Here is a 23,878-nt window from a genome sequence, read left to right as displayed (position 1 = left end):
GGTTTCTCTTGACCTGACCTGGCTTAAACGTAAGCGGGCACCAAGCAATGCTTGTGCTCAATGTGATATTCAAATTCATCGCGGAAATTCTTGATGAAGGCGCGCACCGGCATCGCCGCGGCGTCGCCCAACGCACAAATCGTACGGCCCTGGATATTGTCGGCGATCGAATTGAGCATATCGAGGTCATCCGCACGGCCTTGGCCATGCTCGATCCGATGCACCATACGATACAACCAGCCGGTACCTTCGCGGCAGGGCGTGCATTGACCGCAGGATTCTTCAAAATAGAAATAGGACAGACGCAGCAATGACTTCACCATGCAGCGCGTCTCATCCATCACGATCACGGCGCCGGAACCGAGCATCGAACCGGCTTTGGCGATCGAGTCATAATCCATGTCGGTCGCCATCATCACGTCGCCAGTCAGCACCGGCATCGACGAACCGCCCGGGATGACCGCTTTGATCTTCTTGCCGTCGCGCATACCGCCCGCCAATTCCAACAGGGTCGCGAATGGGGTACCGAGCGGCACTTCATAATTGCCTGGCTTGGCAACGTCGCCCGACATCGAAAAAATCTTGGTGCCGCCGTTGTTCGGCTTGCCCAGCGCCGCGTACTTCTCGCCCCCCATGTTCAGCACGAATGGTACCGCGGCAAAAGTCTCGGTGTTGTTGATTGTGGTTGGCTTGCCATACAGGCCAAAGCTGGCCGGGAACGGTGGTTTGAAGCGCGGCTGACCCTTTTTGCCTTCCAGTGACTCCAACAGGGCAGTCTCTTCGCCGCAGATGTAGGCGCCGTAGCCATGGAATGCGTGCAGCTGAAAACTGAAGTCGGTGCCGAGGATCCGGTCGCCCAACATGCCGGCGGCACGCGCCTCGTCAATCGCTTCTTCAAAGCGATCGTAATCGGCCCAGATTTCACCGTGAATGTAGTTGTAACCGACCGTGATGCCCATCGCATACGCGCCAATTGCCATGCCTTCAATCAGTGCATGCGGGTTGTAGCGAATGATGTCGCGATCCTTGAAGGTACCAGGTTCGCCTTCATCGGTATTGCAGACCAGGTATTTCTGCCCCGGGAACTGGCGCGGCATGAAGCTCCACTTCAAACCGGTCGGAAACCCTGCGCCGCCGCGTCCACGCAGCGACGACGTTTTCAATTCGGCGATGACCTGTTCCGGCGTGATTTTCTCGTTCAGAATGCGCTTCAGCGCTTCATAACCGCCGCGCTTGACGTAGTCGGCCAGATGCCAGTTCTGCCCGTCGAGATTCGCAAGAATCAGCGGATTGATATGGCGATTGTGCAGACTGGTCATTTCGACGCTCCCAGCTCGGACACCAGCTCGTCGATCTTTTCATTCGACATCCAGCTGCACATGCGCTTGTTGTTGACCAGCATTACTGGAGCATCGCCGCAGGCACCCATGCACTCGCCTTCCAGCACAGTGAATTGCCCATCTGCAGTGGTTTCCTTGTAGTTGACGCCGAGTTTGTGCTTGAGGTATTCAGCTGCCTTCTCACCGCCGGACAAAGCGCATGGAAGGTTGGTGCAAACCGAGATCTTGAACTTGCCGACCGGTTTGAGGTTGTACATATTGTAGAACGTGGCCACTTCCTGCACGGCAATTGCCGGCATGCCGAGATAATCGGCAACGACCTGCATCACGTCGGGCGCCAGCCAGCCGGTTTCGTCCTGCGCAATGGCGAGCGCGGCCATCACCGCGGATTGTTTATGATCCGCAGGGAATTTCGCGACTTCGCGATCGATTTTCTTGTATGTTTGCTCTGATAACAACATTCGTTTTGCCTCAAGTAAGGACGCGCATCGGGCGGTCAACTTATCTATCAATCTCGCCAAACACAATATCCTGCGTACCAATGATGGTCACCGCGTCGGCAATCATGTGGCCCTTCGCCATCTCGTCCAAAGCTTGCAGATGCGCGAAACCTGGCGCGCGAATCTTCATCCGGTACGGTTTATTGGCGCCATCCGACACCAGGTAAATACCGAACTCGCCCTTCGGATGCTCGACTGCGGAATAGGCTTCGCCCGGCGGCACATGGAAACCTTCGGTGAATAGCTTGAAGTGATGAATCAATTCTTCCATGTTCGACTTCATGTCGACGCGGCTCGGCGGCGCGACCTTGTGATTATCAGTCATCACAGGACCGGCATTGTTACGCAACCATTCCACGCATTGCTTGATGATGCGATTCGACTGCCGCATCTCTTCGACACGCACCAGATAACGGTCATAGCAGTCGCCATTGACACCAACCGGAATATCAAAATCCATTAGATCGTAGACTTCGTATGGCTGCTTCTTGCGCAGATCCCACTCGACACCGGAACCGCGCAGCATCGGGCCGGTAAAGCCCATTGCCTTGGCGCGCTCCGGCGATACCACACCAATTCCGACCAGGCGCTGCTTCCAGATCCGATTGTCGGTCAGCAGCGTTTCATATTCATCGACGTAGGTCGGGAAACGATTGGTGAAATCCTCGATGAAATCGAGCAGCGAACCTTGGCGATTTTCGTTCAATCGCTTGATCGCCTTTGCATTGCGCAGCGGCGACGGCTTGTACTGCGGCATCGAATCCGGCAGATCGCGATACACGCCGCCCGGACGATAGTACGCCGCATGCAGACGCGCGCCCGACACTGCTTCATAACAATCCATCAGGTCTTCACGTTCCCGGAACGCATACAGGAACACGGCCATCGCGCCGACGTCCAGCGCGTGCGCGCCCAACCACAACAAATGGTTCAGCAGACGAGTGATTTCATCGAACATCACACGAATGTACTGCGCCCGCAGCGGCACTTCGAGACCGAGCAGCTTCTCGATCGCCATCACGTACGCGTGCTCATTGGACATCATCGACACGTAGTCGAGGCGGTCCATGTAGGGGACGGATTGCAGATAGGTTTTTGTTTCGGCCAGCTTCTCGGTTGCGCGATGCAGCAGACCGATATGCGGATCGGCGCGCTGAATCACCTCGCCATCCAGCTCCAGCACCAGGCGCAACACGCCATGCGCGGCCGGATGTTGCGGACCGAAGTTGAGCGTGTAATTCTTGATTTCAGCCATTATTTGATCCCGTAATGTTCTTCGCGAATCACGCGTGGCACGATTTCGCGTGGCTCGATCGTCACGGGTTGATAAATTACGCGTTTTTGCTCGGGGTCGTAGCGCATCTCGACGTAACCGGACACCGGGAAATCTTTTCGGAATGGATGACCGATGAAACCGTAGTCGGTCAGGATACGACGCAAGTCATTGTGGCCTTCGAACAGGATGCCGAAGAAATCGAACGCCTCACGCTCGTACCAGTTGGCGCTGGGCCAGACATCGATCAGCGAAGCGAGCACCGGTAACTCATCATCAACCGCGAATACGCGCACGCGCAAACGCCAGTTATGTGTCATCGACAGCAGGTGGGATACTACAGCGAAACGCGCACCGTCCCACGCACCTTCGCCATAGGTTGAATAGTCGACGCCACAAAGATCGATCAACTCTTCAAAACGCAAATCCGCATGGTCGCGCAGCGCGCGCATGACCGACAGATAATCCTCAGGTTTGACTCGCAGAGTGAGCTCACCGAGGGCGAGCGTCAAGTCCTGAATCTGTTCACCTAGAACAGCACGCAAGGATGCTTCGAGAGTTTCCAGTTTGGTCGTCATTTTTTACTAAGCGGCCTTTTCAGCGTGCGATCGTATTGGTACGTTTGATCTTGTTCTGCAATTGCATGATGCCGTACAACAACGCCTCTGCCGTTGGCGGGCAGCCGGGCACATAGACATCGACGGGCACAATACGATCACAACCGCGCACTACCGAATACGAATAATGGTAATAACCTCCGCCATTGGCGCAGGAACCCATCGAAATCACCCAACGTGGCTCCGCCATCTGGTCGTACACCTTGCGTAGCGCCGGCGCCATCTTGTTGCATAGCGTGCCAGCCACGATCATCACGTCCGATTGGCGCGGCGACGCGCGAAACACCACGCCGAAACGATCCATATCGTAGCGCGATGCGCCGGCATGCATCATTTCCACCGCACAGCAAGCCAGACCGAATGTCATCGGCCACAGTGAGCCGGTACGAGTCCAGTTGATCAGCTTGTCAGCGCTGGTGGTGACAAAACCTTGATTTAATACACCTTCAATTGACATGGCTCACTCCCAATCCAGGGCACCTTTCTTCCAGATGTACCAGAATCCGACGACGAGTTCGACAATGAAACTCAGCATCACGAGGAAACCGTACCAGCCGAGATCGCGCATCGCGACGCCCCACGGAAAGAAGAACGCAGTTTCCAGATCGAATAAAATAAACAGGATGGCGACGAGGTAATACCGCACGTCGAACTTCATGCGCGCATCTTCGAACGCCTCAAAACCGCACTCGTACGGCGATAGTTTTGCGACATCGGGCTTGAACGGTGCCAGCACACGACCAAGCACCTGAGGCACGATACCCACGCCGATACCAACGAGGATGAACAGAAGGATGGGGAAATAATTTTCGAGGTTCACGGTTACGCGCAAGTGTGTTGAACTACCGATTGAATGATGGACTTCAAACTGACCGATCAATTCAAAATCATTCTCGATAAAAAGCCAGCTTGGTACCCCTTGCTGGCTCTATTATTTTTGGTGCCGACGGCGAGACTCGAACTCGCACAGCTTTCGCCACTACCCCCTCAAGATAGCGTGTCTACCAATTTCACCACGTCGGCATAAGACCAATATTCTACCTCGTTTCAGCGCTTTTACTCAATGCACAATTGCACTAAAACAAGGTATCACCCGAATAAAGGTGCAATTATTTTGGGATTTGGCTCGACTGCCCGGCGGACGCCTTGCCTGCTGCTGCCGCAACGGTTGGCGCAGATGGCGCAACCGGTGCCGATGTTGCAGCGGTCGCCGCCGGCACGGACGCGGGCGCCACTGAGGCTGATGCCGCAGCGGCAGCCGATGCTGCTGGCAGGCTTTCCATCACGCCGCCAGTGCTGGCAGGACGCTTGCTACCAACAAATGCCAATGCCAGGGTCGCGGCGAAGAAGATTGCTGCCGCGACGCCGGTCGATTTGGACAAGAAATTGGAAGAACCGGTTGCACCGAACAGACTACCGGAGGCACCGGAGCCGAACGCTGCCCCCATGTCCGCGCCTTTGCCGTGCTGCAATAGAACGAGACCAATGATGGTCAATGCTGCCAGGACCTGAACCACAACAATAACGGTAAAAAATGTATTCATTTAATCAATTCCAATCCGAGGTTAATTCTACTTTTCAATACCGTGCTGATTCGGCTTCTGCTCTGCGTCCAGTCCCTCATGCAGACTGAATAATTGCCAGGAAATCTGTTGCCTTCAACGCCGCGCCACCAATCAATCCGCCATCGATATCAGGCATCGCCAGCAGTTGGCGCGCATTATCGGGTTTCATGCTGCCACCGTATAAAATTCGCACTTTGGCGGCTGCGTCGACACTTTTCTCGGCCAGTCTGGCACGCACCAGCGCGTGCACATCCTGCGCCATTTGCGGCGTGGCAGTCTTGCCGGTGCCGATCGCCCACACCGGCTCATAGGCGATGACCAATTTGTCCAGATCCGATGCATCGATGGCAGCCAGCACCGCATCGACCTGGCGCCCGACTATCGCACTGGTCTGACCGGATTCGCGCTCTGCCAACGTTTCGCCGACACAGACGATGGGCGTCAATCCTGCGCTCAACGCGCGCCGTGTCTTTTGCGCGACCAACTCGTCGCTCTCAGCATGGTAGGCACGGCGTTCGGAATGGCCGATGATGACAAAAGCACATGCAAAGTCGCTCAGCATCGCGGCCGCCACTTCGCCAGTGTAAGCACCCGATTCCTGCGCCGACAAATCCTGCGCGCCCCACGCGATCGGACCATCGGCCAAAGCCGCCTGGCACTGCGCCAGGTAAGGAGCCGGAACGCAGACCGCAACATCACAGGCGGCCTGGTCCAGACCGGATTGGATAGCTGCCAGCAGAGCGGCATTGGCAACACGGTTGCCGTTCATTTTCCAGTTGCCGACGATTAGTTTGCGACGCATATGGGCCCGAAATTCGAATAACCGACTATTCTAACGGACCCGGCAATGCTGGTCAAACCAACAGCGCCAATACGGCATTTTCAAATCACCTGAAGCATGATTTTTCCGACGTGCGCGCTGGACTCCATCAACGCGTGCGCCTGGGCGGCCTGCTCTAGCGGAAAGGTCCGAAATATGACCGGCCTGATTTTGCCGGATTCGAGCAAAGGCCATACATGCTGGCGCAATTTGGCGACGATCGCGGCCTTGAATGCGACCGGGCGCGGCCGCAGCGTGGAACCGCTGATGGTCAGCCGCCGCCGCAGAATCTGGCCCAGATCCAGGCTTGCCTTGGAACCGCCCAGCAAGGCGATCAGGCCGATTCTGCCGTCGTCGGCCAGACAATCGATCTCGCGTGCAACATAATCGCCGCCAACCATGTCCAGAATCACATCGACGCCTTGGCCGGCGGTCAAGGTCTTGACCACCTCAACAAAATCTGCGGTCCGGTAATTGATGCCGCGCTCTGCGCCCAGCATTTCGCAGGCGCGGCACTTTTCGTCGGAGCCGGCGGTGGCAAATACCCGATGGCCGAGCGCGGTCGCGAGCTGGATCGCCGTTACGCCGATACCCGAACTGCCGCCCTGCACCAGCAGGGTTTCGCCGGCAGACAAATGGTTACGGTCGAACACGTTGCTCCAGACCGTGAAGAAAGTCTCGGGCAGCGAAGCCGCCTCCAGCGCGCTCCAGCCCTTCGGTACCGGCAGGCACTGGGCCAGCGGCACAGCGCAATACTCGGCATAACCGCCGCCCTGCGCCAGCGCGCACACCAGGTCGCCTTGTTGGAAATCCGAGCCCGCGAGGTCGCCGTCAACGATCTCGCCGGCCACTTCGAGCCCCGGCAAATCCGATGCGCCGGGCGGCACCGGGTAATGCCCGGTGCGCTGCAGTACATCGGGCCGGTTGACACCGGCCGCGTGGACCTTGATCAGGATTTCGCCCGGTTTCAGTATCGGCATCGGACGCTCACGGACTTGCAAGGCCTCCGGAGCGCCCGGCTGCGTGATTTCAATTGCGCGCATGATGGAATTCCTTCTTGAAAATAATCAATATTGACCTATTGCTTTGGATCGGTTTTGGGCCCGGTCCGATCATCCGGCCCGACCACGATGCGCGCATTGCGCGCGAAGGTGAAGTAGGACCAGGCCCAATCCGTCATCACCATCAAACGACTGCGAAAGCCGATCAAAAAATAAATATGAACGAACAGCCAGAACAGCCAGGCCGGATAACCCGAGAACTTGATCCTGCCCAGCATCGCCACTGCCGACTTGCGTCCGATCGTGGCCAGCGAACCGTAATCGGCATATTTGAAAGGAACCGTAGCCTCACCCCTGACCCGATGCAGGATATTGCGCGCCGCCGTGCGGCCCATCTGTTTGGCCGCCGGCGACACGCCGGGTACCGGCTTGCCGTCGGACACCGCCGCGGCCAGATCGCCGATCACGAAGATCTCGGCATGCTCCGGAATCGATAGATCGGGCGCCACCACGACCCTGCCCGCGCGGTCGAGTGGGACGCCGAGCGATTTACCGAGCGGCGACGCTTCGACGCCTGCGGCCCAGACCACGGTTTTCGATGCCAGCGTTTCTTCGCCGCCGGCGCTGGAAAATGTCACGCCATCGGCGTCGATGCCGGTGACGCGACATCCGGTGCGGACCTCGACCCCGAGCTTGACCAGCTGCCGCCGCGCCTGCTCAGACAGGTCGGCAGGAAAAGGCGGCAGGACCCGGTCGCTACCCTCGATCAGTACCACGCGCGCATGCCGTGAATCGATGCGGCGGAACTCGCCATGCAGCGTGTGCCGCGCAATCTCCGCCAGCGTGCCTGCCATCTCGACGCCGGTCGCGCCGGCCCCGATCACTGCGAACGTCAACCACGCGGCACGCCTGCTCTCGTCGGTCTCGCGTTCCGCATATTCAAACGCGAGCAAGCTGCGGCGGCGCAGCTCAAATGCATCTTCCAGCGTCTTCAGACCGGGCGCGACGTTGGCCCATTCATCGTGGCCAAAATAACTGTGTCGCGAGCCGGTCGCGACGATCAGGTAGTCGAAGGCCAGTTCGCTGCCATCATCGAGCACGACGACGCGTCGTGCCGGTTCGACCGCGGTGACTTCGGCCATCAACGTGGTCAGATTGTGTTGCCGGGCAAGGATGTGACGGATCGGCGCCGCAATTGCCGGCGCCGACAAACCGGCGGTCGCGACCTGATACAGCAGGGGTTGAAACAGATGGTGATTGCTGCGATCGATCAAGGTGATGCGGACATCGGCCGATGCCAGTTCACGTGCAGCCGAGAGGCCACCGAAACCGCAGCCGAGGATGATGATATGCGTCATGGTGACCCTGATGTCGTTGGGACCGTTCAGTGTAATCCAGTGGCCCGGAAAAGACCGGGCCGGACCGCGCGCAAGGTCGTGACGCGTCCTCCGTCATTAAGCAATTTCATTGGGAGTATATGTCAATACCCGTTCATTTATTTATGCATTGAAAATTCATTGGAAGGAGTATATTCATCACTGGCGGCATGTGTGCCTGCATGTGCGGCACAGTCGCCTGCGCCGGGATGGATCGGCGCACCACTCAATCGGAAAAATATTTCCAGTTGCCACCCTTGATCTGCACCATCACGCGCGCCCGTTGATCCAACCCGAGATGGTCGCTGCGACTCATGTTGACGATACCGTTGGTGGTCGCGGCACCATGGATGCCTTCCAGCGCATCGCGCAACGCCGCACGAAACTCGGCGGTGCCGGGCTTCGCGTGCTTCAGCGCAACCGGAATCGCATTCTGCAGCAACAGGCCGGCATCCCAAGCGTACGAGGCGAAAGCAGAGACGCTGCCGGCACCATTGGCGGCTTCGTATTTCTTCGAGAAATCGAGCGCCGCCTTCTTGATCGGATTGGCGTCGGCCAATTGTTTCGCGACCATCACCGGCCCGGTCGGCAGGAAGGTGCCTTCACAATCCTTGCCGCAGACGCGCAGGAAATCGCTGTTGGCGACGCCGTGATTGTGATAAATGCGGCCCTTGTAGCCGCGCTCGACCAGCGTCTTCGGCGGCAACGCAGCCGGTGTGCCGGATGCCCCGACCACGATCGCATCCGGATTGGCGGCCATCAGTTTCAGCACCTGACCGACCACGCTGGTGTCGTTGCGACTGTAATGTTCGGTCGCAACCACCTTGATTTTCTTCAACTCGGCAAATTTGCTCACTTCGACGCGAAACGACTCGCCCAGCGCGTCCGAGAATCCGATGAAGCCAACTGTCTTGACGCCGGCACGCGCCATGTCTTCCGCAATCGCAATCGCCATCATGGTATCGGTCTGCGGCGTCTTGAACATCCACGCCCGGTTCACGTCCATCGGCTCAATGATACGGTTTGACGACGCCAGGCTGATGGTTGGCGTCTTGCCCTCGCCGATTACGCCCAGCATTGCCAGCGAATTGGGCGTCGTGGTGGAGCCGATAATCACATCGACCTTCTCTTCCGAAATCAGCTTGCGGGTATTGGTCACGGTCTGAGTCGTGTCGGAGGCGTCATCCAGCAGCACGTACTCCACCTTGTTGCCGGCAATTTCACGCGGCAGCATCGCGATGGCATTTTTTTCCGGAATGCCGAGCGACGCCGCCGGCCCGGTCGATGAGATCGTGACGCCAACCTTGATCTGCGCCTGCGCCGGCAGCACCGCGCCGAACAGGGTTGCCGCCGCCAGCGCCAATGCGAACGTGCGTGTCTGGTTGCGCTTCTTATTGCGCTGCATGTTGCGCTGCTCGATCTGCTGCTCGACCTGCTGCTTGATGTGCTGCATATTTTCTCCCTTTGTCATTATGCGAATCGATGGACTGCACTAACTTTGCCGGAGCGCGACCGGCACCGACAAGAAACCGCGAAACCGGGCGCGGCCGCCGCGCTGCGGCCTGCCGGCTAATGCGTACTGCGGAAAGCGCTGCAGAAAACGCGAGATCGCCACCCGCGCCTCCAGCCGCGCCAGAAACATGCCGGCGCACTGATGGATGCCGGAACCGAAAGCAAGATGACGATTCGGTGTGCGGCGGAGGTCGAGCCGGTCCGGATCGGGAAACTGGGCCGGGTCGCGATTGGCCGCGCCGATACAGAGCGTGATGCGGGTGCCGGCCGGCATCGCAACGCCGCCGATGCTCGTAGCCACGGTGGTAATGCGGTTGCCGAGTTGGTTGGAACTCTCGTAGCGCAGGAATTCTTCGATCGCGGCATTGATCAGCGTCGGCTCGGCGATCAGTGTGGCTTTCTCTTGCGGCCATGCGAGCAGCGCGACCAGACCGTTGCCGATCAGGTTGGTGGTCGTTTCGTGGCCGGCATTGAGCAGGAAGATGCAGTTCTGCAGCAATTCGGTTTCGGTCAATTTCTCGCCGTCCGGCTCGCCCTGGATCAGCCGTGTCAGCATGTCCTTGTGCGGATCGCCCGGATGACGGCGCCGCTCGGCCACCAATCCTTGCAGATAGGCCAGAAAATCCCGCACGCAGCGATTCGCATACTTGAAAAATTCACTGTTGATGTTCGGCTCCAGCGCCCCCAGAATCGCCAGCGACCATGCGCGCAGCGGCGCGCGCTCGTCGTGCGGCACGGCGAGCAAGTTGCCGATGATTTCGACCGGGATCGCGGATGCGAAATCGGCAATCAGGTCGACCTTGTCTTGATGCGCCATCCGCTCCAGTAACTGATCGACCAACACAATCAGGCCCGGCTCGGTTTCCGCCATCGCGGCCGGTGTCAGGCCGTCCATGATCAGTCGGCGCACGCGCGTATGCAGCGGCGGATCGTTGAACACCAGACTGGTGGTGTGATGCTGGTACAGCAGCGAATCGCCGTACTTCGGTTTGAACTCGACCCGTTTGTCGGAGCTGAAGGTCTTGGTGTCCTTGTAGACTGCCTGGATATCGGTGTAGCGGGTCAGCAGATAGGAGTCGTCCGGCATCCGTTTGATCGGCTGATGGCGGCGCAGCGCGTGGTAGTACGGGAACGGATTGGCGTAAAAATCGGGCGGCAGGTGACGCAAATCGAAGGATTGCAGCATGTCGGCCACATCTTCGTCAGAAAACCTCGGCTGGTCCATGGGCATGAATTTGAGCAAGATAGTGACCGATTTATACCATGTGCGCTCCATACCGTGGCCATGCGCCGATATACTCCACAAACAGATGGCCAATTGTGCATTAAATTATTGGACGATTTATCTATACTGGCAGAAATTGTTTTAATGCAGCGCCTTGACGCCCTTTCCTCGCGGAAGGTGCAGTGTGGCGCCGCTGGTAATTCCATTTCCAAATCAAGGGTGAACGCGGCGGACGCTCGCAGTCATTACGTTAATCAGGCAAGGGCCGACAATAAAGCGCAAGTTTGATGTGGAAGTGGACCAAGGGCGCAAAAAAAACGCCCGGGTTTACACCTCGGGCGGTTTGATCCTGGCCAGTTCTCAGTATAGGAGCCTGCCGGACCTACGGCTCGGCGCCCCCGGAGAATCGGCTGCAAAATTACCTGAACGGTCCAAATTTTGCCAGCTTCTTGGTCAATAGCTCGCTATTGACGCTGCGAATCCGGCAAAATCTGTCCTCGCTCAGCGTGTTTTCGCTTCGATTCCGTAAGTCCGACAGGCTCCTGGGCTGAATTAATGCTCCAATTGCTGTGGCTGCTCGCTACCTTCGTCGGCTGCCGCTGCCTTCATCGACAGCTTCAGACGGCCGCGGTCATCGGTTTCCAGAACCTTGACGCGCACTTGCTGACCTTCTTTCAGGTAGTCGGCCACCGCATTCACACGCTCGTTGGCGATCTGGCTGATGTGCAGCAGACCGTCTTTGCCCGGCATGACCTGAACGATCGCGCCGAAGTCGAGCAGCTTCAGAACCGTACCTTCGTACACCTTGCCGACTTCAACCGACGCGGTCAGCTCTTCGATGCGACGCTTGGCTTCCTGACCGGCGGCGGCATCGACGGAAGCGATGGTCACCACGCCTTCGTCGCTGATGTCGATTTGGGTGCCGGTTTCTTCAGTCAGCGCGCGAATCACGGCGCCGCCCTTGCCGATCACATCACGGATTTTTTCCGGATTGATCTTGACGGTGATCAGGCGCGGTGCGAAGTCGGACAGCTCGGTTTTGACATGAGGCATCGCTTCCTGCATCTTGGCCAGGATGTGCATACGGCCTTCCTGGGCTTGCGCCAGCGCGACCTGCATGATTTCCTTGGTGATGCCCTGGATCTTGATATCCATCTGCAGCGCAGTGATACCGCCAGCGGTACCGGCGACCTTGAAGTCCATATCGCCGAGGTGATCTTCGTCGCCCAGGATGTCGGTCAGCACGGCAAATTTGCCGCCTTCCTTGATCAGACCCATCGCGATACCGGCCACGTGCGCCTTCATCGGCACGCCGGCGTCCATCAATGCGAGACAGCCGCCGCACACCGACGCCATCGACGACGAGCCGTTCGATTCGGTGATCTCGGACACCAGGCGCATCGCGTAGCTGAAGTCCTCTGCAGCAGGCAAGGCGGCCAGCAGCGCGCGCTTGGCGAGGCGGCCGTGACCGATTTCACGACGCTTCGGGGTGCCGACGCGGCCGGTTTCGCCGGTGGCGAACGGAGGCATGTTGTAATGCAGCATGAAGGAGTCGGTGAACTCGCCCATCAATGCGTCGATCTTCTGGCTGTCGCGCGCGGTGCCGAGCGTGGCAACCACCAGCGCCTGGGTTTCGCCGCGGGTAAACAGCGCCGAGCCGTGGGTGCGTGGCAGTACGCCGGTGCGGATCGAGATTGGGCGCACGGTGCGGGTATCGCGACCGTCAATGCGTGGCTCGCCTTCGAGAATTTGCGAACGCACGATCTTCGATTCCAGATCGAACATGATGTTGCCGACGTCGGCCGCATCCGGTGCTACGCCACCGATCGATGCCGCTTCTGCTACCAATGCAGCGTTGACTTCTACGGTTGCATCTTTCAGCTTGGCGGTACGCGCCTGCTTGTCTTTGGTTTGATACGCTTCGCGCAGTTTCGCTTCGGCGAAATGGCCGACACGGGCGATCAGCGCTTCGTTCTTCGGTGCCGGGCTCCATTGCACTTCCGGCTTGCCACCGTCACGCACCAGGTCGTGAATCGCATTGATCACGGTTTGCATCTGTTCGTGGCCATAGACCACGGCGCCGAGCATGATTGCTTCGGACAATTGCTGGGCTTCGGATTCGACCATCAACACGGCCTGCTCGGTACCGGCCACTACCAGGTCCATTTGCGAGGACTTGAGCTGGGTGCTGGTCGGATTCAGGATGTACTGGCCGTCGATATAGCCGACGCGCGCGGCGCCAATCGGGCCATTGAACGGCAGGCCGGCAACGCACAATGCGGCGGAGGCGCCGATCATCGCCGCGATGTCCGGGTCGATTTCAGGGTTGACCGACAGTACGTGGATCACGACCTGCACTTCGTTCAGATAGCCTTCCGGGAACAGCGGACGGATCGGACGGTCGATCAGGCGGGAAGTCAGTGTTTCCTTCTCGGAAGGACGGCCTTCGCGCTTGAAGAAACCGCCTGGAATGCGGCCGGCAGCATAGGTCTTTTCCAGATAATCGACGGTCAGCGGGAAAAAATCCTGACCTGGCTTGGCATCCTTGCGTGCGACCACGGTCGCCAGCACGACGGTATCTTCGATCGACACCAGCACGGCGCCGGAGGCTTGACGGGCGATTTCGCCGGTCTCGAGCGTGACTTGATGCTGGCCGTACTGGAAGGTCTTGGTAACTTTGTTAAACATGGTGTTCCTTTCTATTTTGCCGACAGATTTTCAGGCGCTGTCGTTCACCTCACCACAGGCTGCGCGTCACGGATGATGTGCGACCTTACTGCTAATTTTGTTGCTGAGCACTTCTGCTCTATCGATCTGGCGCCGGACTGCAAAGCCGGCCAAAACGTAAAATGCAAAAATGCCCGCGTCAGTGAACTGGCGCAGGCATTTCTATCGGAGGACCGAAACAGGGAATCGCAACAATTATTTGCGCAGGCCGAGTTTGACGATCAGATCGCGATAACGGGTAGCATCCTTGCCCTTGAGGTAGGACAGCAGGCTCTTACGACGGTTAACCATCATGATCAGGCCACGGCGGGAGTGGTGATCCTTGGCGTGGGCCTTGAAGTGACCGTTGAGGTCGTTAATGCGTGCGGTCAGCAGCGCAACTTGGACTTCCGGGGAGCCGGTGTCGTTCTGGCCACGAGCATTGTCCGCAACAATAGCGGCCTTCTGTGTTTTTTCAATTGTCATAATAAGCTTTCACATGCGATGCACAGAGTCTGAACCCTACGCACCGTGAACATACGGTTAATGAACTGGTCAAATCAACCAGACGCGCATTATAGCGGAATTAGCGCGTGCATTCAAATGCTTGGCGCGATCCTCGAAATCTCACGCAGGGCTGACCACGGAGTTGAGATGAAGAAATTGTGCTGTTCCTATTTTTGGTCCCATTTTGCCGCCCTGATATGCCTGACCGGCTGCTCGGTGGTGGCCCCGGTCAACCCCGGCGACAGTGACGCGCAAGTCATTTCGAAGCTGGGCCGGCCGACTGCCCGATACCAGGACGGCGGCCAGCAATTGCTGGAATACCGACACGGCCCGGCCGGACAGCAGACGTACATGGCGCGCATCGGCGCCGATGGCCGGTTGATGTCATACGAGCAAGTGCTGACGATGCAGAAATTCGGCACGATCAGAGTCGGTGAAGCGACCAAGGCCGATGTCTTGCGCAGCGTCGGACAACCGGCCGAAGTGTCCACCCTGACGCTGCCGCAACTGGAGGTCTGGTCTTATCGTTACAAGGAAAACAACGTCTGGAATTCGATGATGCATGTGCATTTCGACAAGTCCGGCATCGTGCGCCTACTGCAAAACGGGCCCGACCCGCGCTATGAAGAGCATGATCGTTCCTCCGATGGCGGACGTCGATAGCGCAACGACCGCAACTCGGCATCAACAAGGTCGTTGTTTGTAGCGTCTTGACTGGCCCGGGAAAGTTCATGCGAAGAAATATACTGTCTTGACAGTATCGTGATTACGCAATTATTTCAGACGCAATTCACACATACTCCCAACCATGCTCCAGGCAGTCACGGCAATGGGCAATGGGCAATGCCGCTCGATGCCCCCCAAGAACTGCAGGCCTTCGGGCGGTACCGCTACTCCAAACAATTTTCGGTTCACACCTGTGGCTTATCTTCCTCCGGCGCCGGTTTGGCTTGCACGATACTGACCGGCTTGCCTTTCAGCAGACGCCAGAAATAAATACAGTAGCCGGATATCCCATACAGCACGAACAGTCCGAACAGCACTTTCGGCGGGTCGCTCGTCACGACCACGAAGGTCACCACGATCAGAAACACCGCGATGAACGGCACCGGCTTGCGGAAATTGACATCCTTGAAACTGTAAAACGGGACATTGCTGACCATCGTCAGTCCGGCATACAGCGTGATCGCCCACGACACCCAGCGCAGGTCGGCACCGGCAAACCTCAAATCGTCCATCAGGAAAATGAAGCCGGCCACCAGTGCCGCCGCCGCCGGGCTGGGGATCCCCTGGAAATAGCGCTTGTCGACCACCGTGATATTGGTATTGAACCGGGCCAGGCGCAATGCCGCACCGGCGCAATACACGAAGGCGGCGAGCCAGCCCAGCTTGCCCATACCGCGCAGCGACCATTCATAAACCACCAGCGCTGGCGCCACACCGAACGACACCATGTCCGACAGGCTGTCGTATTGGGCGCCGAATTCGCTCTGAGTGTTGGTCATGCGGGCCACGCGGCCATCGATGCTGTCGAGCACCATCGCGATAAAAATCGCGACCGTCGCATGGTCAAACTTCAGGTTCATCGCCATCACGATCGCATAAAAGCCGCCAAACAGTGCGGCCGTCGTAAACGCGTTCGGTAACAGGTAGATGCCGCGCCGCCTTAGCGTGGGCCGCTGCGGCAGTCCAGCCTGCTCGCCATCGTCCAGCTGCGGGCGATGCAGCCCGAGTTTGCCGAAACGCGGTTTCTTTGGAAATTGCGCTCCGTTATTCTTGCTTTTACGACGGTGGAAAGTTGCCATGCGGATTCCGTTCTATGCTGCTGTCAGTAGTTGGATTTCGGCCGGAATTGTAGCGGTCGCCGACATTTCATCGCCGACCGTGACCTTTGGCGGTGCAGTCAACGACGGATCGAAATCGCGCCATGAGCCTTGAGGATGCGGCGGAAAGGTCGCCCGCCCGGGTAATGATAGTTGATAATTCCACTAGGAAAGCGTCGCTATTCTAGACGAGCTCAGGGTAAATGTAACCCCCTGCCACCCCCAACGCGTCTAGCACCGGCATGAAGCATTCTCATTTCTGCGCGTCGTCAATCGCCTTCATCCGCTCATCGGCCTGCTGCTGCATCTGGCCCTCCAGCGCCTTGGCCTTGTTCAACGCCTCGCGCTGAGTTTTGAGCAGGTCGGGTGGCGGTCCGTCAGGCTTGCAGCCGGACAAGCACAAGCCGAAGGCCACGCCGGACAGGATGGTCCAGATGGCAGTTTTGACATTTTCCATCGTGCGCTACCGGAACTTGACTTTGCCGACCACGCGCATCTGCAGCGTGGTCTCGCCTGGCTCAAAGCTCGGCACTTCAATTGGTGTTGGTTCAGCCGCGCGGCCGGCCATGCTCATCACTTTCGGATTAAACCCGTCCTGCTGCTGCGCATAGGCGCCGGACCCTTCAAAATCGACCGTGTCGAGAATCGCGTCGGCAGGATTGCGCCCCATCGCCTTCGCGATCGACGCAATGCGTTCGGTCAGATCCTTGTAGGTAGCGGCGATGCGCGCTTCGTCCAGTTTTCTACTGGCGGCGTCGGACAGGCCGAAGCGCAAGCCATTGATCGCCAGCAGCCGCTGGGTCGCTGCCACGGTCTTCGGCAGGGTCGCCAGATTGGTCGTCGTCACGTCCAGATATTGACCGACGCGCCAGCTGGCCGGTTGCCGCACCTTGTTGTTGGGGCGCGGCTGGGGCTGGTCCTCCGGGTACACCGGATAAGTATAGTAACCACGTGTCTTCAGTGTCGCCTGCGGATCCTCGCGCTTGACGATCTCGACACCCTGTTTCATTTTCTGATTGACGCGCGACGCTGCGGCCGCCTTGTCCCTGTCCTGCTCTTCGATCATCAGCGTCAGGTGCGCTTCATCGTTGGCGTGCTTGACCTCGCCGAATGCGGGCACAATGACCAGGGTGCCGGACGTCTGCAGCAATGGTTGAGACTGCGCCTGCGCCCCGAGCAGCGGCATGCAAAGCAGCAATGGCAATAGTATTTGCCCGAATCGCGACATAGATTTCTCCAATAAAAATGGGGCGACAGCCAGTGTACGCCCCATTAATTTTGATCAGCAAGAAATTACATTTGCTTGCTATGCAATTTCAAACTCAGATTAATTTTTCGATTGATCGACCAGTTTGTTCTTGGCGATCCACGCACCTCGAGAGCTAAAAGTCGTGCAAATGCACGACTTTTAGCTCTCGAGGTGCGTGCGCCTGCCAGCGCACGCCGGATGATGCCCGGCGAACTCGAATCGATAGATCAGTTTTTCGATTGATCGACCAACTTGTTTTTGGCGATCCAAGGCATCATCGCCCGCAGCTTGCTGCCCACTTCTTCGATCTGATGTTCTGCGGTCAGGCGACGCCGTGAAATCAGGGTCGGCGCGCCGGCCTTGTTCTCCAGGATGAAACTCTTCGCGTATTCGCCGGTCTGGATGTCCTTCAGGCACTGACGCATCGCGTTCTTGGTGTCCTCGGTGACGATCTTCGGGCCGGTCACATATTCGCCGTACTCGGCGTTGTTCGAGATCGAGTAGTTCATGTTGGCGATCCCGCCTTCGTAGATCAGGTCGACGATCAGCTTGAGTTCATGCAGGCATTCGAAGTAAGCCATCTCCGGTGCGTAGCCGCCCTCGACCAGGGTCTCGAAACCGGCCTTGATCAATTCGACGGCACCGCCGCACAGCACTGCCTGTTCGCCGAACAGGTCGGTCTCGGTTTCTTCGCGGAAATTGGTTTCGATGATGCCGGCGCGGCCGCCGCCATTGGCCATTGCATACGACAAGGCGATATTGCGCGCATTACCGGATTTATCCTGATACACGGCGATCAGGTGCGGCACGCCGCCACCCTGAGTGTAGGTGCCGCGCACGGTGTGGCCAGGTGCTTTTGGCGCGATCATGATGACGTCGAGGTCGGCGCGTGGCACCACTTGGCCGTAGTGCACGTTGAAACCATGCGCGAATGCCAGTACTGCGCCTTCTTTCGCGTGCGGTGCGACGTTTTCGTTATAAACCTGCGCGATGTTCTCGTCCGGCAGCAGGATCATGATGACGTCGGCCGCCTTGACCGCGTCGTTGACTTCTGCCACGTTCAGGCCGGCGTTCTTGGCCTTGTTCCAGGATGCACCGCTCTTGCGCAATGCGACGGTGACCTTGCAGCCGGAGTCGTTCAGATTTTGCGCGTGGGCATGGCCTTGCGAGCCGTAGCCGATGATCGCCACGTTTTTGCCTTTGATCAGGGACAGGTCGCAATCTTTATCGTAAAAAACTTTCATTATTTTTCCTAGAAATTGGTTGGTTTGAGTTGTGCGTTGTTGCCGGCGGATCGCCGAAAAATCAGACTTTGAGGATGCGCTCGCCGCGACCGATACCGGAGCCGCCGGTGCGCACCGTCTCCAGAATCGATGCGCGATCGATCGAATCGATGAAGGCGTCGAGCTTGGTCTTGTTGCCGGTCAACTCCATCGTATAGGTCTTCTCGGTGACGTCGATGATACGGCCGCGGAAGATATCGGCGGTGCGTTTCATCTCTTCGCGCTCCTTGCCGACCGCCCTGACCTTGATCAGCATCAGTTCGCGCTCGATATGCGCCCCTTCGGTCAGGTCGACCACCTTCACCACCTCGATCAGGCGGTTCAGATGCTTGGTGATTTGCTCGATGATGTCGTCCGAGCCGCTGGTGACGATCGTCATCCGCGACAAGGTCGCATCCTCGGTCGGCGCGACGGTCAGTGTTTCGATGTTATAGCCGCGGGCCGAAAACAGGCCGACCACGCGCGACAAGGCGCCGGCTTCGTTTTCCAGCAGGACTGCAATGATATGGCGCATGGTTACAGATCCTCCGCGCCGAGCAACATTTCAGACAGCCCCTTGCCGGATTTCACCATCGGCCACACGTTTTCGCTGCGATCCGTGATGAAGTTCATGAAAACCAATTTATCCTTCATTGCGAATGCTTCCTTCAGTGCGCCATCGACATCGGCCGGGTTTTCTATCTTCATGCCGACGTGGCCGTAAGCTTCCGCCAGTTTATTGAAGTCAGGCAGCGAATCCATATAGGACTCCGAATACCGCGAGCCGTAATCGATCTGCTGCCATTGCCGCACCATACCCAGCGCCCGGTTGTTGAGCATGATGATCTTCGGCGTCAGGTGATATTGCTTGCAGGTCGCCAATTCCTGGATGCACATCTGGATCGAACCTTCGCCCGTAATACAGGCGACGGTCGCATCGGGATTGGCCATCTGCACGCCCATCGCGTACGGCAGCCCTACGCCCATGGTGCCAAGACCACCGGAATTGATCCAGCGCCGCGGTTTGTCGAAGCGGTAGTACTGCGCGGCCCACATCTGATGCTGGCCAACGTCGGAGGTGATGAACGCATCGCCGTTGGTGATTTGCCAGACTTTTTCGATCACCGATTGCGGCTTGATGACTTCGTCCGACGGTGAATACTTGAGGCAGTCGCGCTCACGCCATTGATTGATCTGCTTCCACCAGTCGGCCAGGCCGCGCGGGTTGAATTTCGCGTCCGCCGTCTCCAGCTGGGTCAGAAATTCCTGCAACACATCCCTGACGTTGCCAACGATCGGGATATCGACCTTGACCCGCTTGGAAATCGACGACGGATCGATGTCGATGTGGATGATCTTGCGCGGATGCGACGCAAAATGCTTCGGATTGCCAATCACGCGGTCATCGAAGCGGGCGCCGATCGCGATCAGCACATCGCAGTGCTGCATCGCCATATTTGCTTCGTAGGTGCCATGCATGCCGGGCATGCCGACGAACTTGTCGCTGGACGCCCTGTACCCGCCCAGACCCATCAGGGTATTGGTGCACGGAAAGCCGAGACGGTCGACCAGTTTATTCAGCTCGGCCGATGCATTGGCCAAAATCACGCCGCCGCCGGTATAGATCATCGGCCGTTCGGCGCCGAGCAGCAATTGCACCGCCTTGCGGATCTGACCCGAATGGCCCTTGTCGACCGGTTTGTACGAGCGCATCTCGACTTCCTTCGGATAATCGTATGCGCACTTGTGCATGGTAATGTCCTTCGGGATATCGACCAGTACCGGGCCGGGTCGGCCGGTGGTGGCGATATAGAAGGCTTTCTTGATCGTCGATGCCAAATCCTTGACATCCTTGACCAGGAAATTGTGCTTGACGCAAGGCCGCGTGATGCCGACCGTATCGCACTCCTGAAAGGCATCTTCGCCGATTGCGTGACTCGGCACCTGGCCGGAGATCACCACCATCGGAATCGAATCCATATAGGCAGTAGCGAGGCCGGTCACCGCATTGGTGACACCCGGACCGGACGTGACGATGGCGACGCCAACCTTCTGCGAACTACGGGAATAAGCATCCGCCGCGTGAACCGCAGCCTGCTCGTGACGCACCAGGATATGTTGAAATTTGTCCTGACTGTAAATGGCGTCGTAGATATACAGCACCGCGCCGCCGGGGTAGCCGAACACGTGCTGGACGCCCTCATCGGCCAGGCAGCGCACCAGTATTTCGGCGCCGGTGATGGGGGTATTGGCATTGCTGGGAGCACTGCCGGGGGAATTGGCAGGCGAATTGGTTCCGTTACTCATACAACATTCCTTTCAAGGTCCATTGGAAATTGATCGGATGTTCTCTCCTGGCGAAATCGCGCAGAACTACAGTACGGCGGCGTCCCTTTATTTTGCGATCACGTCACTTCGATGCGTCCCGGTAGGTACGTTACAAAATGGCGCTAAACGCAACTCGTTCAGCTAAAGTTCCTGTCGTGCTACGGCAATTTCTCGCGCTTGTGGCGCGGGTTAGAACAAACAGCTTCAAACAAATTAAAGCGCGTCTCGATGAAATTCGACATTATGCGCCGGACACAAAGAGACCATAGAATCTTCGGGATGCGAAGTGGCTTCTAACTTAATGTATTGCAGCATTCAGGTCAAGGAAATTTCTAAAAATCCTTTTAAAATCAAGTCATTTAGGCAAAATTTGCCCACAAACATGCCTATTTTTGCTAGCATGCGCACAGTTTAGAATTCTGCCGCAAGCTTACCGGACTCCAACCTCGCACCCCCGGCCGCCAAGATCAGCGGCTGCACCGCATGGCAACTGACAAAGAACTTTCAGACTTCCTCGAAAACGTCGAACGTCGCGCATTCAAACAAGCTGCCTATGCGGTGCGCAAGGACGAAGCCGCGCTCGACATCGTTCAGGACGCGATGATCAAGCTCGCCGAAAAATACGGCGACCGGCCGGCGGCCGAATTGCCGCCGCTATTCCAGCGCATCCTGCAAAACACCATCCTCGATTATTTCCGGCGCGAAAAAGTACGCAACACCTGGGTCAGCCTGTTCTCCAGCATGGGCAACAGCAGCAATGATCAGGACGACTTTGACCTGCTCGAATCCTACGAGTCCGAGGAAGGTTCGCAGACGACGGAATCGAGCATCGACAAGATCGAACGAGCGCAGATCCTGACCTTGATTGATGCAGAGGTACAAAAGCTGCCGACGCGTCAACGAGAAGCGTTCCTGATGCGTTATTGGCAGGATATGGATGTGGCCGAAACGGCTACTGCGATGGGATGTTCCGAGGGAAGCGTGAAAACGCACTGCTCTCGCGCCACGCATACCCTCGCCCAGGCGTTAAAAGCAAAAGGAATACAGTTATGAACAACAGCGATCTCAATTTTGCCTATAAAGTACGGCACGCTCTCAATGAAAATCTCGACAACCTGCCGGCATCGACCGCGGATCGTCTTGCTTCCGCACGTAAAATTGCGATGAGCCACAAGAAGCAGGACAATCCGCCGCGGCTGTTGGCGACGCAGCAGCGGACAGTAGTGGCCGGTGGCGCCGGCAGGCATTTTGGTGACTCTTTCGATTGGCTCGGCCGAATCGGCATTGCGCTGCCGTTGCTGGCACTGGTCGCCGGCCTGATAGGCATTTATCAGTTCGAGGAACAAAAACACATCAGCGATACCGCCGACATCGACGCAGCCGTCCTGTCAGATGAGCTGCCGGTGTCTGCTTATCTGGACCACGGCTTCAACACCTTCATCAGCACGCGGGGCGAATAAGCGTGGCGCGAATGATTCCCCGCCTGCATGCGTTGCTCACCGCCCGCCCATTGCGGGCGGTATGGCTTTTAGGCGCGCTATGCGCGGCTGGCGCAGCCACTTTTGCAGCTGACAATGGCAAGCCTGCGGTCGCACCGACGACCGCGGCGACAAGCGCCAAAACCGCCGCCCCTATCAGTTCCAAGCCGCTATGGCGTGAGTTGACGTCAGCGCAACAAACCGCGCTGGCGCCATTGGCGGCAGAATGGGACAAGCTTGATCCAATACGCAAGCAAAAATGGCTGGAGATCAGCAATAAATACTCCTCAATGAAGCCGGATGATCAGCAGCGCTTGCAGGAACGGATGCACGAATGGGTGAAACTCACGCCTGAGCAGCGCCGCGTCGCACGCGAAAATTTTTCCCGCGCCAAAAAACTGAATCCTGACCAGAAATCGGCCAAGTGGGAACAGTATCAGCAGTTGCCTGAAGAGCAAAAAAAACAGCTGGCAGCTGAAAGCGAGCACAAAAAGCAGGTGGCCAACCTGCCACCAGTCTCCAGCAAGCAGAAGTCCGTGCCACCGATCAAATCGACGCCGAAACCGCTGCTGGAGAAATCCCTGACGCCGCAAGGTATCGGGCCATCGGCGATCCAGCCGGTCCAAAATCCGCCGGCTGCGACACCGGCAGCACAACAAGCGGTGCCACCAGCGCCACCCGTCACGAAATAAATACGCCGTTGAATCCCACCGAAATACCCAAGGTAAGCCGTCGTCTGATCTGCATGGTGTATGAAGCGCTGCTGCTGTTCGGCGTCGTCTTTATCGCCGGCTGGCTGTTCGACACCTTGACCCAGAGCCGGCATGCCCTGAAACTGCGCAACGCGCGCCAGTTCTGGCTATTCCTGGTATTGGGTGCGTATTTCATTTATTTCTGGTGCCGCAGTGGGCAAACTCTGGCGATGAAGACCTGGCGCCTGAAACTGGTCGCGCCGGGCTTGCCGCGCCTGCCGCTGCGCATGGCGGTGGTCCGTTATTTGTTGATCTGGATGTGGTTCCTGCCGGCGATGGTGCTGGACTACGCACTGGACCTGAAAGGCTGGCCCAGCATGGCACTGATCGCCGCCGGATTGATGCTATGGGCGATGACCGCACTATTCGACAAGGAACGCCAGTTTCTGCACGACAGGTTGGCCGGGACACGGCTGATTCACGTCACCGCTGTGCCCGCGCAAGCATCGCGGACCTCATAATATACTGGCTTCAGTATAATTTTTACCCGCGGCGCGCTCGAATTCCAAGTGCAACATTTTTTATGAAAGAATGTTGCATGGCA

At 57.7% G+C, this 23,878-nt stretch carries 25 protein-coding genes and 1 tRNA gene; 5 read left to right on the top strand and 21 right to left on the bottom strand.

The window, feature by feature from the left end:
• Window positions 1-23: 23 nt before the first annotated feature.
• The 15 genes from nuoF to rpsO all read right to left on the bottom strand — a co-directional run bounded on the left by nuoF (window position 24) and on the right by rpsO (window position 14,421).
• Window positions 24-1,319, bottom strand: a complete 1,296-nt coding sequence (gene nuoF / locus ACFOFO_RS20910) for an NADH-quinone oxidoreductase subunit NuoF (RefSeq protein WP_390332713.1) — start codon at window positions 1,317-1,319, stop codon at window positions 24-26.
• Entirely contained in the window at window positions 1,316-1,801 is a 486-nt protein-coding gene (gene nuoE / locus ACFOFO_RS20905; RefSeq protein WP_390325314.1) for an NADH-quinone oxidoreductase subunit NuoE, read from the bottom strand. The genes nuoF and nuoE overlap by 4 nt, the downstream gene beginning before the upstream one ends.
• A 40-nt stretch (window positions 1,802-1,841) precedes the next feature.
• On the bottom strand, window positions 1,842-3,095 hold the full coding sequence (locus tag ACFOFO_RS20900; RefSeq protein WP_390332710.1) for an NADH-quinone oxidoreductase subunit D: 1,254 nt from the start codon (window positions 3,093-3,095) through the stop codon (window positions 1,842-1,844).
• The gene (locus ACFOFO_RS20895; protein WP_390325316.1) at window positions 3,095-3,691 is read right to left on the bottom strand and encodes an NADH-quinone oxidoreductase subunit C; all 597 of its coding nucleotides are present in this window, start codon (window positions 3,689-3,691) and stop codon (window positions 3,095-3,097) included. Before ACFOFO_RS20895 ends, ACFOFO_RS20900 begins: the two co-directional genes overlap by 1 nt.
• 19 nt (window positions 3,692-3,710) lie before the next feature.
• Window positions 3,711-4,187, bottom strand: a complete 477-nt coding sequence (locus tag ACFOFO_RS20890; protein ID WP_390325318.1) for a NuoB/complex I 20 kDa subunit family protein — start codon at window positions 4,185-4,187, stop codon at window positions 3,711-3,713.
• 3 nt (window positions 4,188-4,190) lie between these two features.
• A complete protein-coding gene (locus tag ACFOFO_RS20885; protein WP_390332709.1) occupies window positions 4,191-4,550 on the bottom strand; it encodes an NADH-quinone oxidoreductase subunit A in 360 nt (119 codons plus the stop codon).
• Window positions 4,551-4,668: 118 nt separating this feature from the next.
• A tRNA-Leu gene (locus tag ACFOFO_RS20880) sits at window positions 4,669-4,753 on the bottom strand.
• 86 nt (window positions 4,754-4,839) lie between these two features.
• The gene (gene secG / locus ACFOFO_RS20875) at window positions 4,840-5,274 is read right to left on the bottom strand and encodes a preprotein translocase subunit SecG (protein ID WP_390325320.1); all 435 of its coding nucleotides are present in this window, start codon (window positions 5,272-5,274) and stop codon (window positions 4,840-4,842) included.
• Between the two features lie 76 nt (window positions 5,275-5,350).
• Entirely contained in the window at window positions 5,351-6,097 is a 747-nt protein-coding gene (gene tpiA, locus ACFOFO_RS20870; protein WP_390325323.1) for a triose-phosphate isomerase, read from the bottom strand.
• An 80-nt stretch (window positions 6,098-6,177) separates the two neighbouring features.
• Entirely contained in the window at window positions 6,178-7,158 is a 981-nt protein-coding gene (locus tag ACFOFO_RS20865) for an NAD(P)H-quinone oxidoreductase (protein WP_390325326.1), read from the bottom strand.
• Window positions 7,159-7,193: 35 nt separating this feature from the next.
• Window positions 7,194-8,474, bottom strand: a complete 1,281-nt coding sequence (locus ACFOFO_RS20860) for an NAD(P)/FAD-dependent oxidoreductase (RefSeq protein WP_390325328.1) — start codon at window positions 8,472-8,474, stop codon at window positions 7,194-7,196.
• Between the two features lie 244 nt (window positions 8,475-8,718).
• Complete coding sequence (locus ACFOFO_RS20855) at window positions 8,719-9,897, bottom strand: ABC transporter substrate-binding protein (protein ID WP_390328137.1); 1,179 nt, start codon at window positions 9,895-9,897, stop codon at window positions 8,719-8,721.
• Between the two features lie 87 nt (window positions 9,898-9,984).
• Window positions 9,985-11,229, bottom strand: coding sequence for a cytochrome P450 (locus tag ACFOFO_RS20850; protein ID WP_390328139.1), 1,245 nt, complete (start codon window positions 11,227-11,229; stop codon window positions 9,985-9,987).
• Window positions 11,230-11,781: 552 nt separating this feature from the next.
• Entirely contained in the window at window positions 11,782-13,917 is a 2,136-nt protein-coding gene (gene pnp / locus ACFOFO_RS20845; RefSeq protein WP_390325330.1) for a polyribonucleotide nucleotidyltransferase, read from the bottom strand.
• 234 nt (window positions 13,918-14,151) lie between these two features.
• Complete coding sequence (rpsO, locus tag ACFOFO_RS20840; RefSeq protein WP_390332708.1) at window positions 14,152-14,421, bottom strand: 30S ribosomal protein S15; 270 nt, start codon at window positions 14,419-14,421, stop codon at window positions 14,152-14,154.
• Between the two features lie 168 nt (window positions 14,422-14,589).
• Here rpsO and ACFOFO_RS20835 point away from each other — a divergent pair, with 168 nt between their 5' ends.
• Entirely contained in the window at window positions 14,590-15,105 is a 516-nt protein-coding gene (locus ACFOFO_RS20835) for a hypothetical protein (protein WP_390325332.1), read from the top strand.
• Between the two features lie 248 nt (window positions 15,106-15,353).
• Here the strand turns inward: ACFOFO_RS20835 and pssA are convergent, their stop codons facing one another.
• The 6 genes from pssA to ACFOFO_RS20805 all read right to left on the bottom strand — a co-directional run bounded on the left by pssA (window position 15,354) and on the right by ACFOFO_RS20805 (window position 21,083).
• Window positions 15,354-16,247 (bottom strand): CDP-diacylglycerol--serine O-phosphatidyltransferase, encoded by an 894-nt coding sequence (gene pssA, locus ACFOFO_RS20830; protein ID WP_390325333.1) that lies wholly within the window; start codon window positions 16,245-16,247, stop codon window positions 15,354-15,356.
• Between the two features lie 271 nt (window positions 16,248-16,518).
• A complete protein-coding gene (locus ACFOFO_RS20825; RefSeq protein WP_390325335.1) occupies window positions 16,519-16,722 on the bottom strand; it encodes a hypothetical protein in 204 nt (67 codons plus the stop codon).
• Between the two features lie 6 nt (window positions 16,723-16,728).
• Window positions 16,729-17,493 carry an SIMPL domain-containing protein gene (locus ACFOFO_RS20820; protein ID WP_390325337.1) on the bottom strand — a complete coding sequence of 255 codons (765 nt, stop codon included), beginning with the start codon at window positions 17,491-17,493 and terminating at the stop codon, window positions 16,729-16,731.
• A 248-nt stretch (window positions 17,494-17,741) separates the two neighbouring features.
• A complete protein-coding gene (gene ilvC, locus ACFOFO_RS20815; protein ID WP_390332706.1) occupies window positions 17,742-18,758 on the bottom strand; it encodes a ketol-acid reductoisomerase in 1,017 nt (338 codons plus the stop codon).
• 61 nt (window positions 18,759-18,819) lie between these two features.
• The gene (gene ilvN, locus ACFOFO_RS20810) at window positions 18,820-19,311 is read right to left on the bottom strand and encodes an acetolactate synthase small subunit (protein WP_390325340.1); all 492 of its coding nucleotides are present in this window, start codon (window positions 19,309-19,311) and stop codon (window positions 18,820-18,822) included.
• A gap of 2 nt (window positions 19,312-19,313) precedes the next feature.
• Entirely contained in the window at window positions 19,314-21,083 is a 1,770-nt protein-coding gene (locus tag ACFOFO_RS20805) for an acetolactate synthase 3 catalytic subunit (protein ID WP_390325342.1), read from the bottom strand.
• A gap of 504 nt (window positions 21,084-21,587) precedes the next feature.
• Here ACFOFO_RS20805 and ACFOFO_RS20800 point away from each other — a divergent pair.
• From ACFOFO_RS20800 to ACFOFO_RS20785, 4 genes are read left to right on the top strand one after another with little or no spacing between them, the layout of a single operon-like run.
• Complete coding sequence (locus tag ACFOFO_RS20800) at window positions 21,588-22,157, top strand: RNA polymerase sigma factor (protein WP_390325345.1); 570 nt, start codon at window positions 21,588-21,590, stop codon at window positions 22,155-22,157.
• A complete protein-coding gene (locus tag ACFOFO_RS20795; RefSeq protein ID WP_390325347.1) occupies window positions 22,154-22,564 on the top strand; it encodes a DUF3619 family protein in 411 nt (136 codons plus the stop codon). The genes ACFOFO_RS20800 and ACFOFO_RS20795 overlap by 4 nt, the downstream gene beginning before the upstream one ends.
• Before the next feature lie 11 nt (window positions 22,565-22,575).
• A complete protein-coding gene (locus ACFOFO_RS20790) occupies window positions 22,576-23,274 on the top strand; it encodes a DUF3106 domain-containing protein (protein ID WP_390325349.1) in 699 nt (232 codons plus the stop codon).
• An 8-nt stretch (window positions 23,275-23,282) separates the two neighbouring features.
• Window positions 23,283-23,795 carry an RDD family protein gene (locus ACFOFO_RS20785; RefSeq protein WP_390325351.1) on the top strand — a complete coding sequence of 171 codons (513 nt, stop codon included), beginning with the start codon at window positions 23,283-23,285 and terminating at the stop codon, window positions 23,793-23,795.
• The last annotated feature ends 83 nt before the right edge of the window (window positions 23,796-23,878 follow it).

Source organism: Pseudundibacterium arcticum (assembly GCF_042646465.1).
Taxonomy (GTDB): domain Bacteria; phylum Pseudomonadota; class Gammaproteobacteria; order Burkholderiales; family Burkholderiaceae_D; genus Undibacterium_A; species Undibacterium_A arcticum.
Note: the sequence above shows the minus strand (reverse complement) of the source record. Positions and strands in the feature narration are given on the sequence as shown.

Coding starts and splice junctions, on each gene's coding strand:
- nuoF (WP_390332713.1), bottom strand. CDS start 1,319: ATGACCAGTCTGCACAATCGCCATATCAATCCGCTGATTCTTGCGAAT.
- nuoE (WP_390325314.1), bottom strand. CDS start 1,801: ATGTTGTTATCAGAGCAAACATACAAGAAAATCGATCGCGAAGTCGCG.
- ACFOFO_RS20900 (WP_390332710.1), bottom strand. CDS start 3,095: ATGGCTGAAATCAAGAATTACACGCTCAACTTCGGTCCGCAACATCCG.
- ACFOFO_RS20895 (WP_390325316.1), bottom strand. CDS start 3,691: ATGACGACCAAACTGGAAACTCTCGAAGCATCCTTGCGTGCTGTTCTA.
- ACFOFO_RS20890 (WP_390325318.1), bottom strand. CDS start 4,187: ATGTCAATTGAAGGTGTATTAAATCAAGGTTTTGTCACCACCAGCGCT.
- secG (WP_390325320.1), bottom strand. CDS start 5,274: ATGAATACATTTTTTACCGTTATTGTTGTGGTTCAGGTCCTGGCAGCA.
- tpiA (WP_390325323.1), bottom strand. CDS start 6,097: ATGCGTCGCAAACTAATCGTCGGCAACTGGAAAATGAACGGCAACCGT.
- ACFOFO_RS20865 (WP_390325326.1), bottom strand. CDS start 7,158: ATGCGCGCAATTGAAATCACGCAGCCGGGCGCTCCGGAGGCCTTGCAA.
- ACFOFO_RS20860 (WP_390325328.1), bottom strand. CDS start 8,474: ATGACGCATATCATCATCCTCGGCTGCGGTTTCGGTGGCCTCTCGGCT.
- ACFOFO_RS20855 (WP_390328137.1), bottom strand. CDS start 9,897: ATGCAGCGCAATAAGAAGCGCAACCAGACACGCACGTTCGCATTGGCG.
- ACFOFO_RS20850 (WP_390328139.1), bottom strand. CDS start 11,229: ATGGACCAGCCGAGGTTTTCTGACGAAGATGTGGCCGACATGCTGCAA.
- pnp (WP_390325330.1), bottom strand. CDS start 13,917: ATGTTTAACAAAGTTACCAAGACCTTCCAGTACGGCCAGCATCAAGTC.
- rpsO (WP_390332708.1), bottom strand. CDS start 14,421: ATGACAATTGAAAAAACACAGAAGGCCGCTATTGTTGCGGACAATGCT.
- ACFOFO_RS20835 (WP_390325332.1), top strand. CDS start 14,590: ATGAAGAAATTGTGCTGTTCCTATTTTTGGTCCCATTTTGCCGCCCTG.
- pssA (WP_390325333.1), bottom strand. CDS start 16,247: ATGGCAACTTTCCACCGTCGTAAAAGCAAGAATAACGGAGCGCAATTT.
- ACFOFO_RS20825 (WP_390325335.1), bottom strand. CDS start 16,722: ATGGAAAATGTCAAAACTGCCATCTGGACCATCCTGTCCGGCGTGGCC.
- ACFOFO_RS20820 (WP_390325337.1), bottom strand. CDS start 17,493: ATGTCGCGATTCGGGCAAATACTATTGCCATTGCTGCTTTGCATGCCG.
- ilvC (WP_390332706.1), bottom strand. CDS start 18,758: ATGAAAGTTTTTTACGATAAAGATTGCGACCTGTCCCTGATCAAAGGC.
- ilvN (WP_390325340.1), bottom strand. CDS start 19,311: ATGCGCCATATCATTGCAGTCCTGCTGGAAAACGAAGCCGGCGCCTTG.
- ACFOFO_RS20805 (WP_390325342.1), bottom strand. CDS start 21,083: ATGAGTAACGGAACCAATTCGCCTGCCAATTCCCCCGGCAGTGCTCCC.
- ACFOFO_RS20800 (WP_390325345.1), top strand. CDS start 21,588: ATGGCAACTGACAAAGAACTTTCAGACTTCCTCGAAAACGTCGAACGT.
- ACFOFO_RS20795 (WP_390325347.1), top strand. CDS start 22,154: ATGAACAACAGCGATCTCAATTTTGCCTATAAAGTACGGCACGCTCTC.
- ACFOFO_RS20790 (WP_390325349.1), top strand. CDS start 22,576: ATGATTCCCCGCCTGCATGCGTTGCTCACCGCCCGCCCATTGCGGGCG.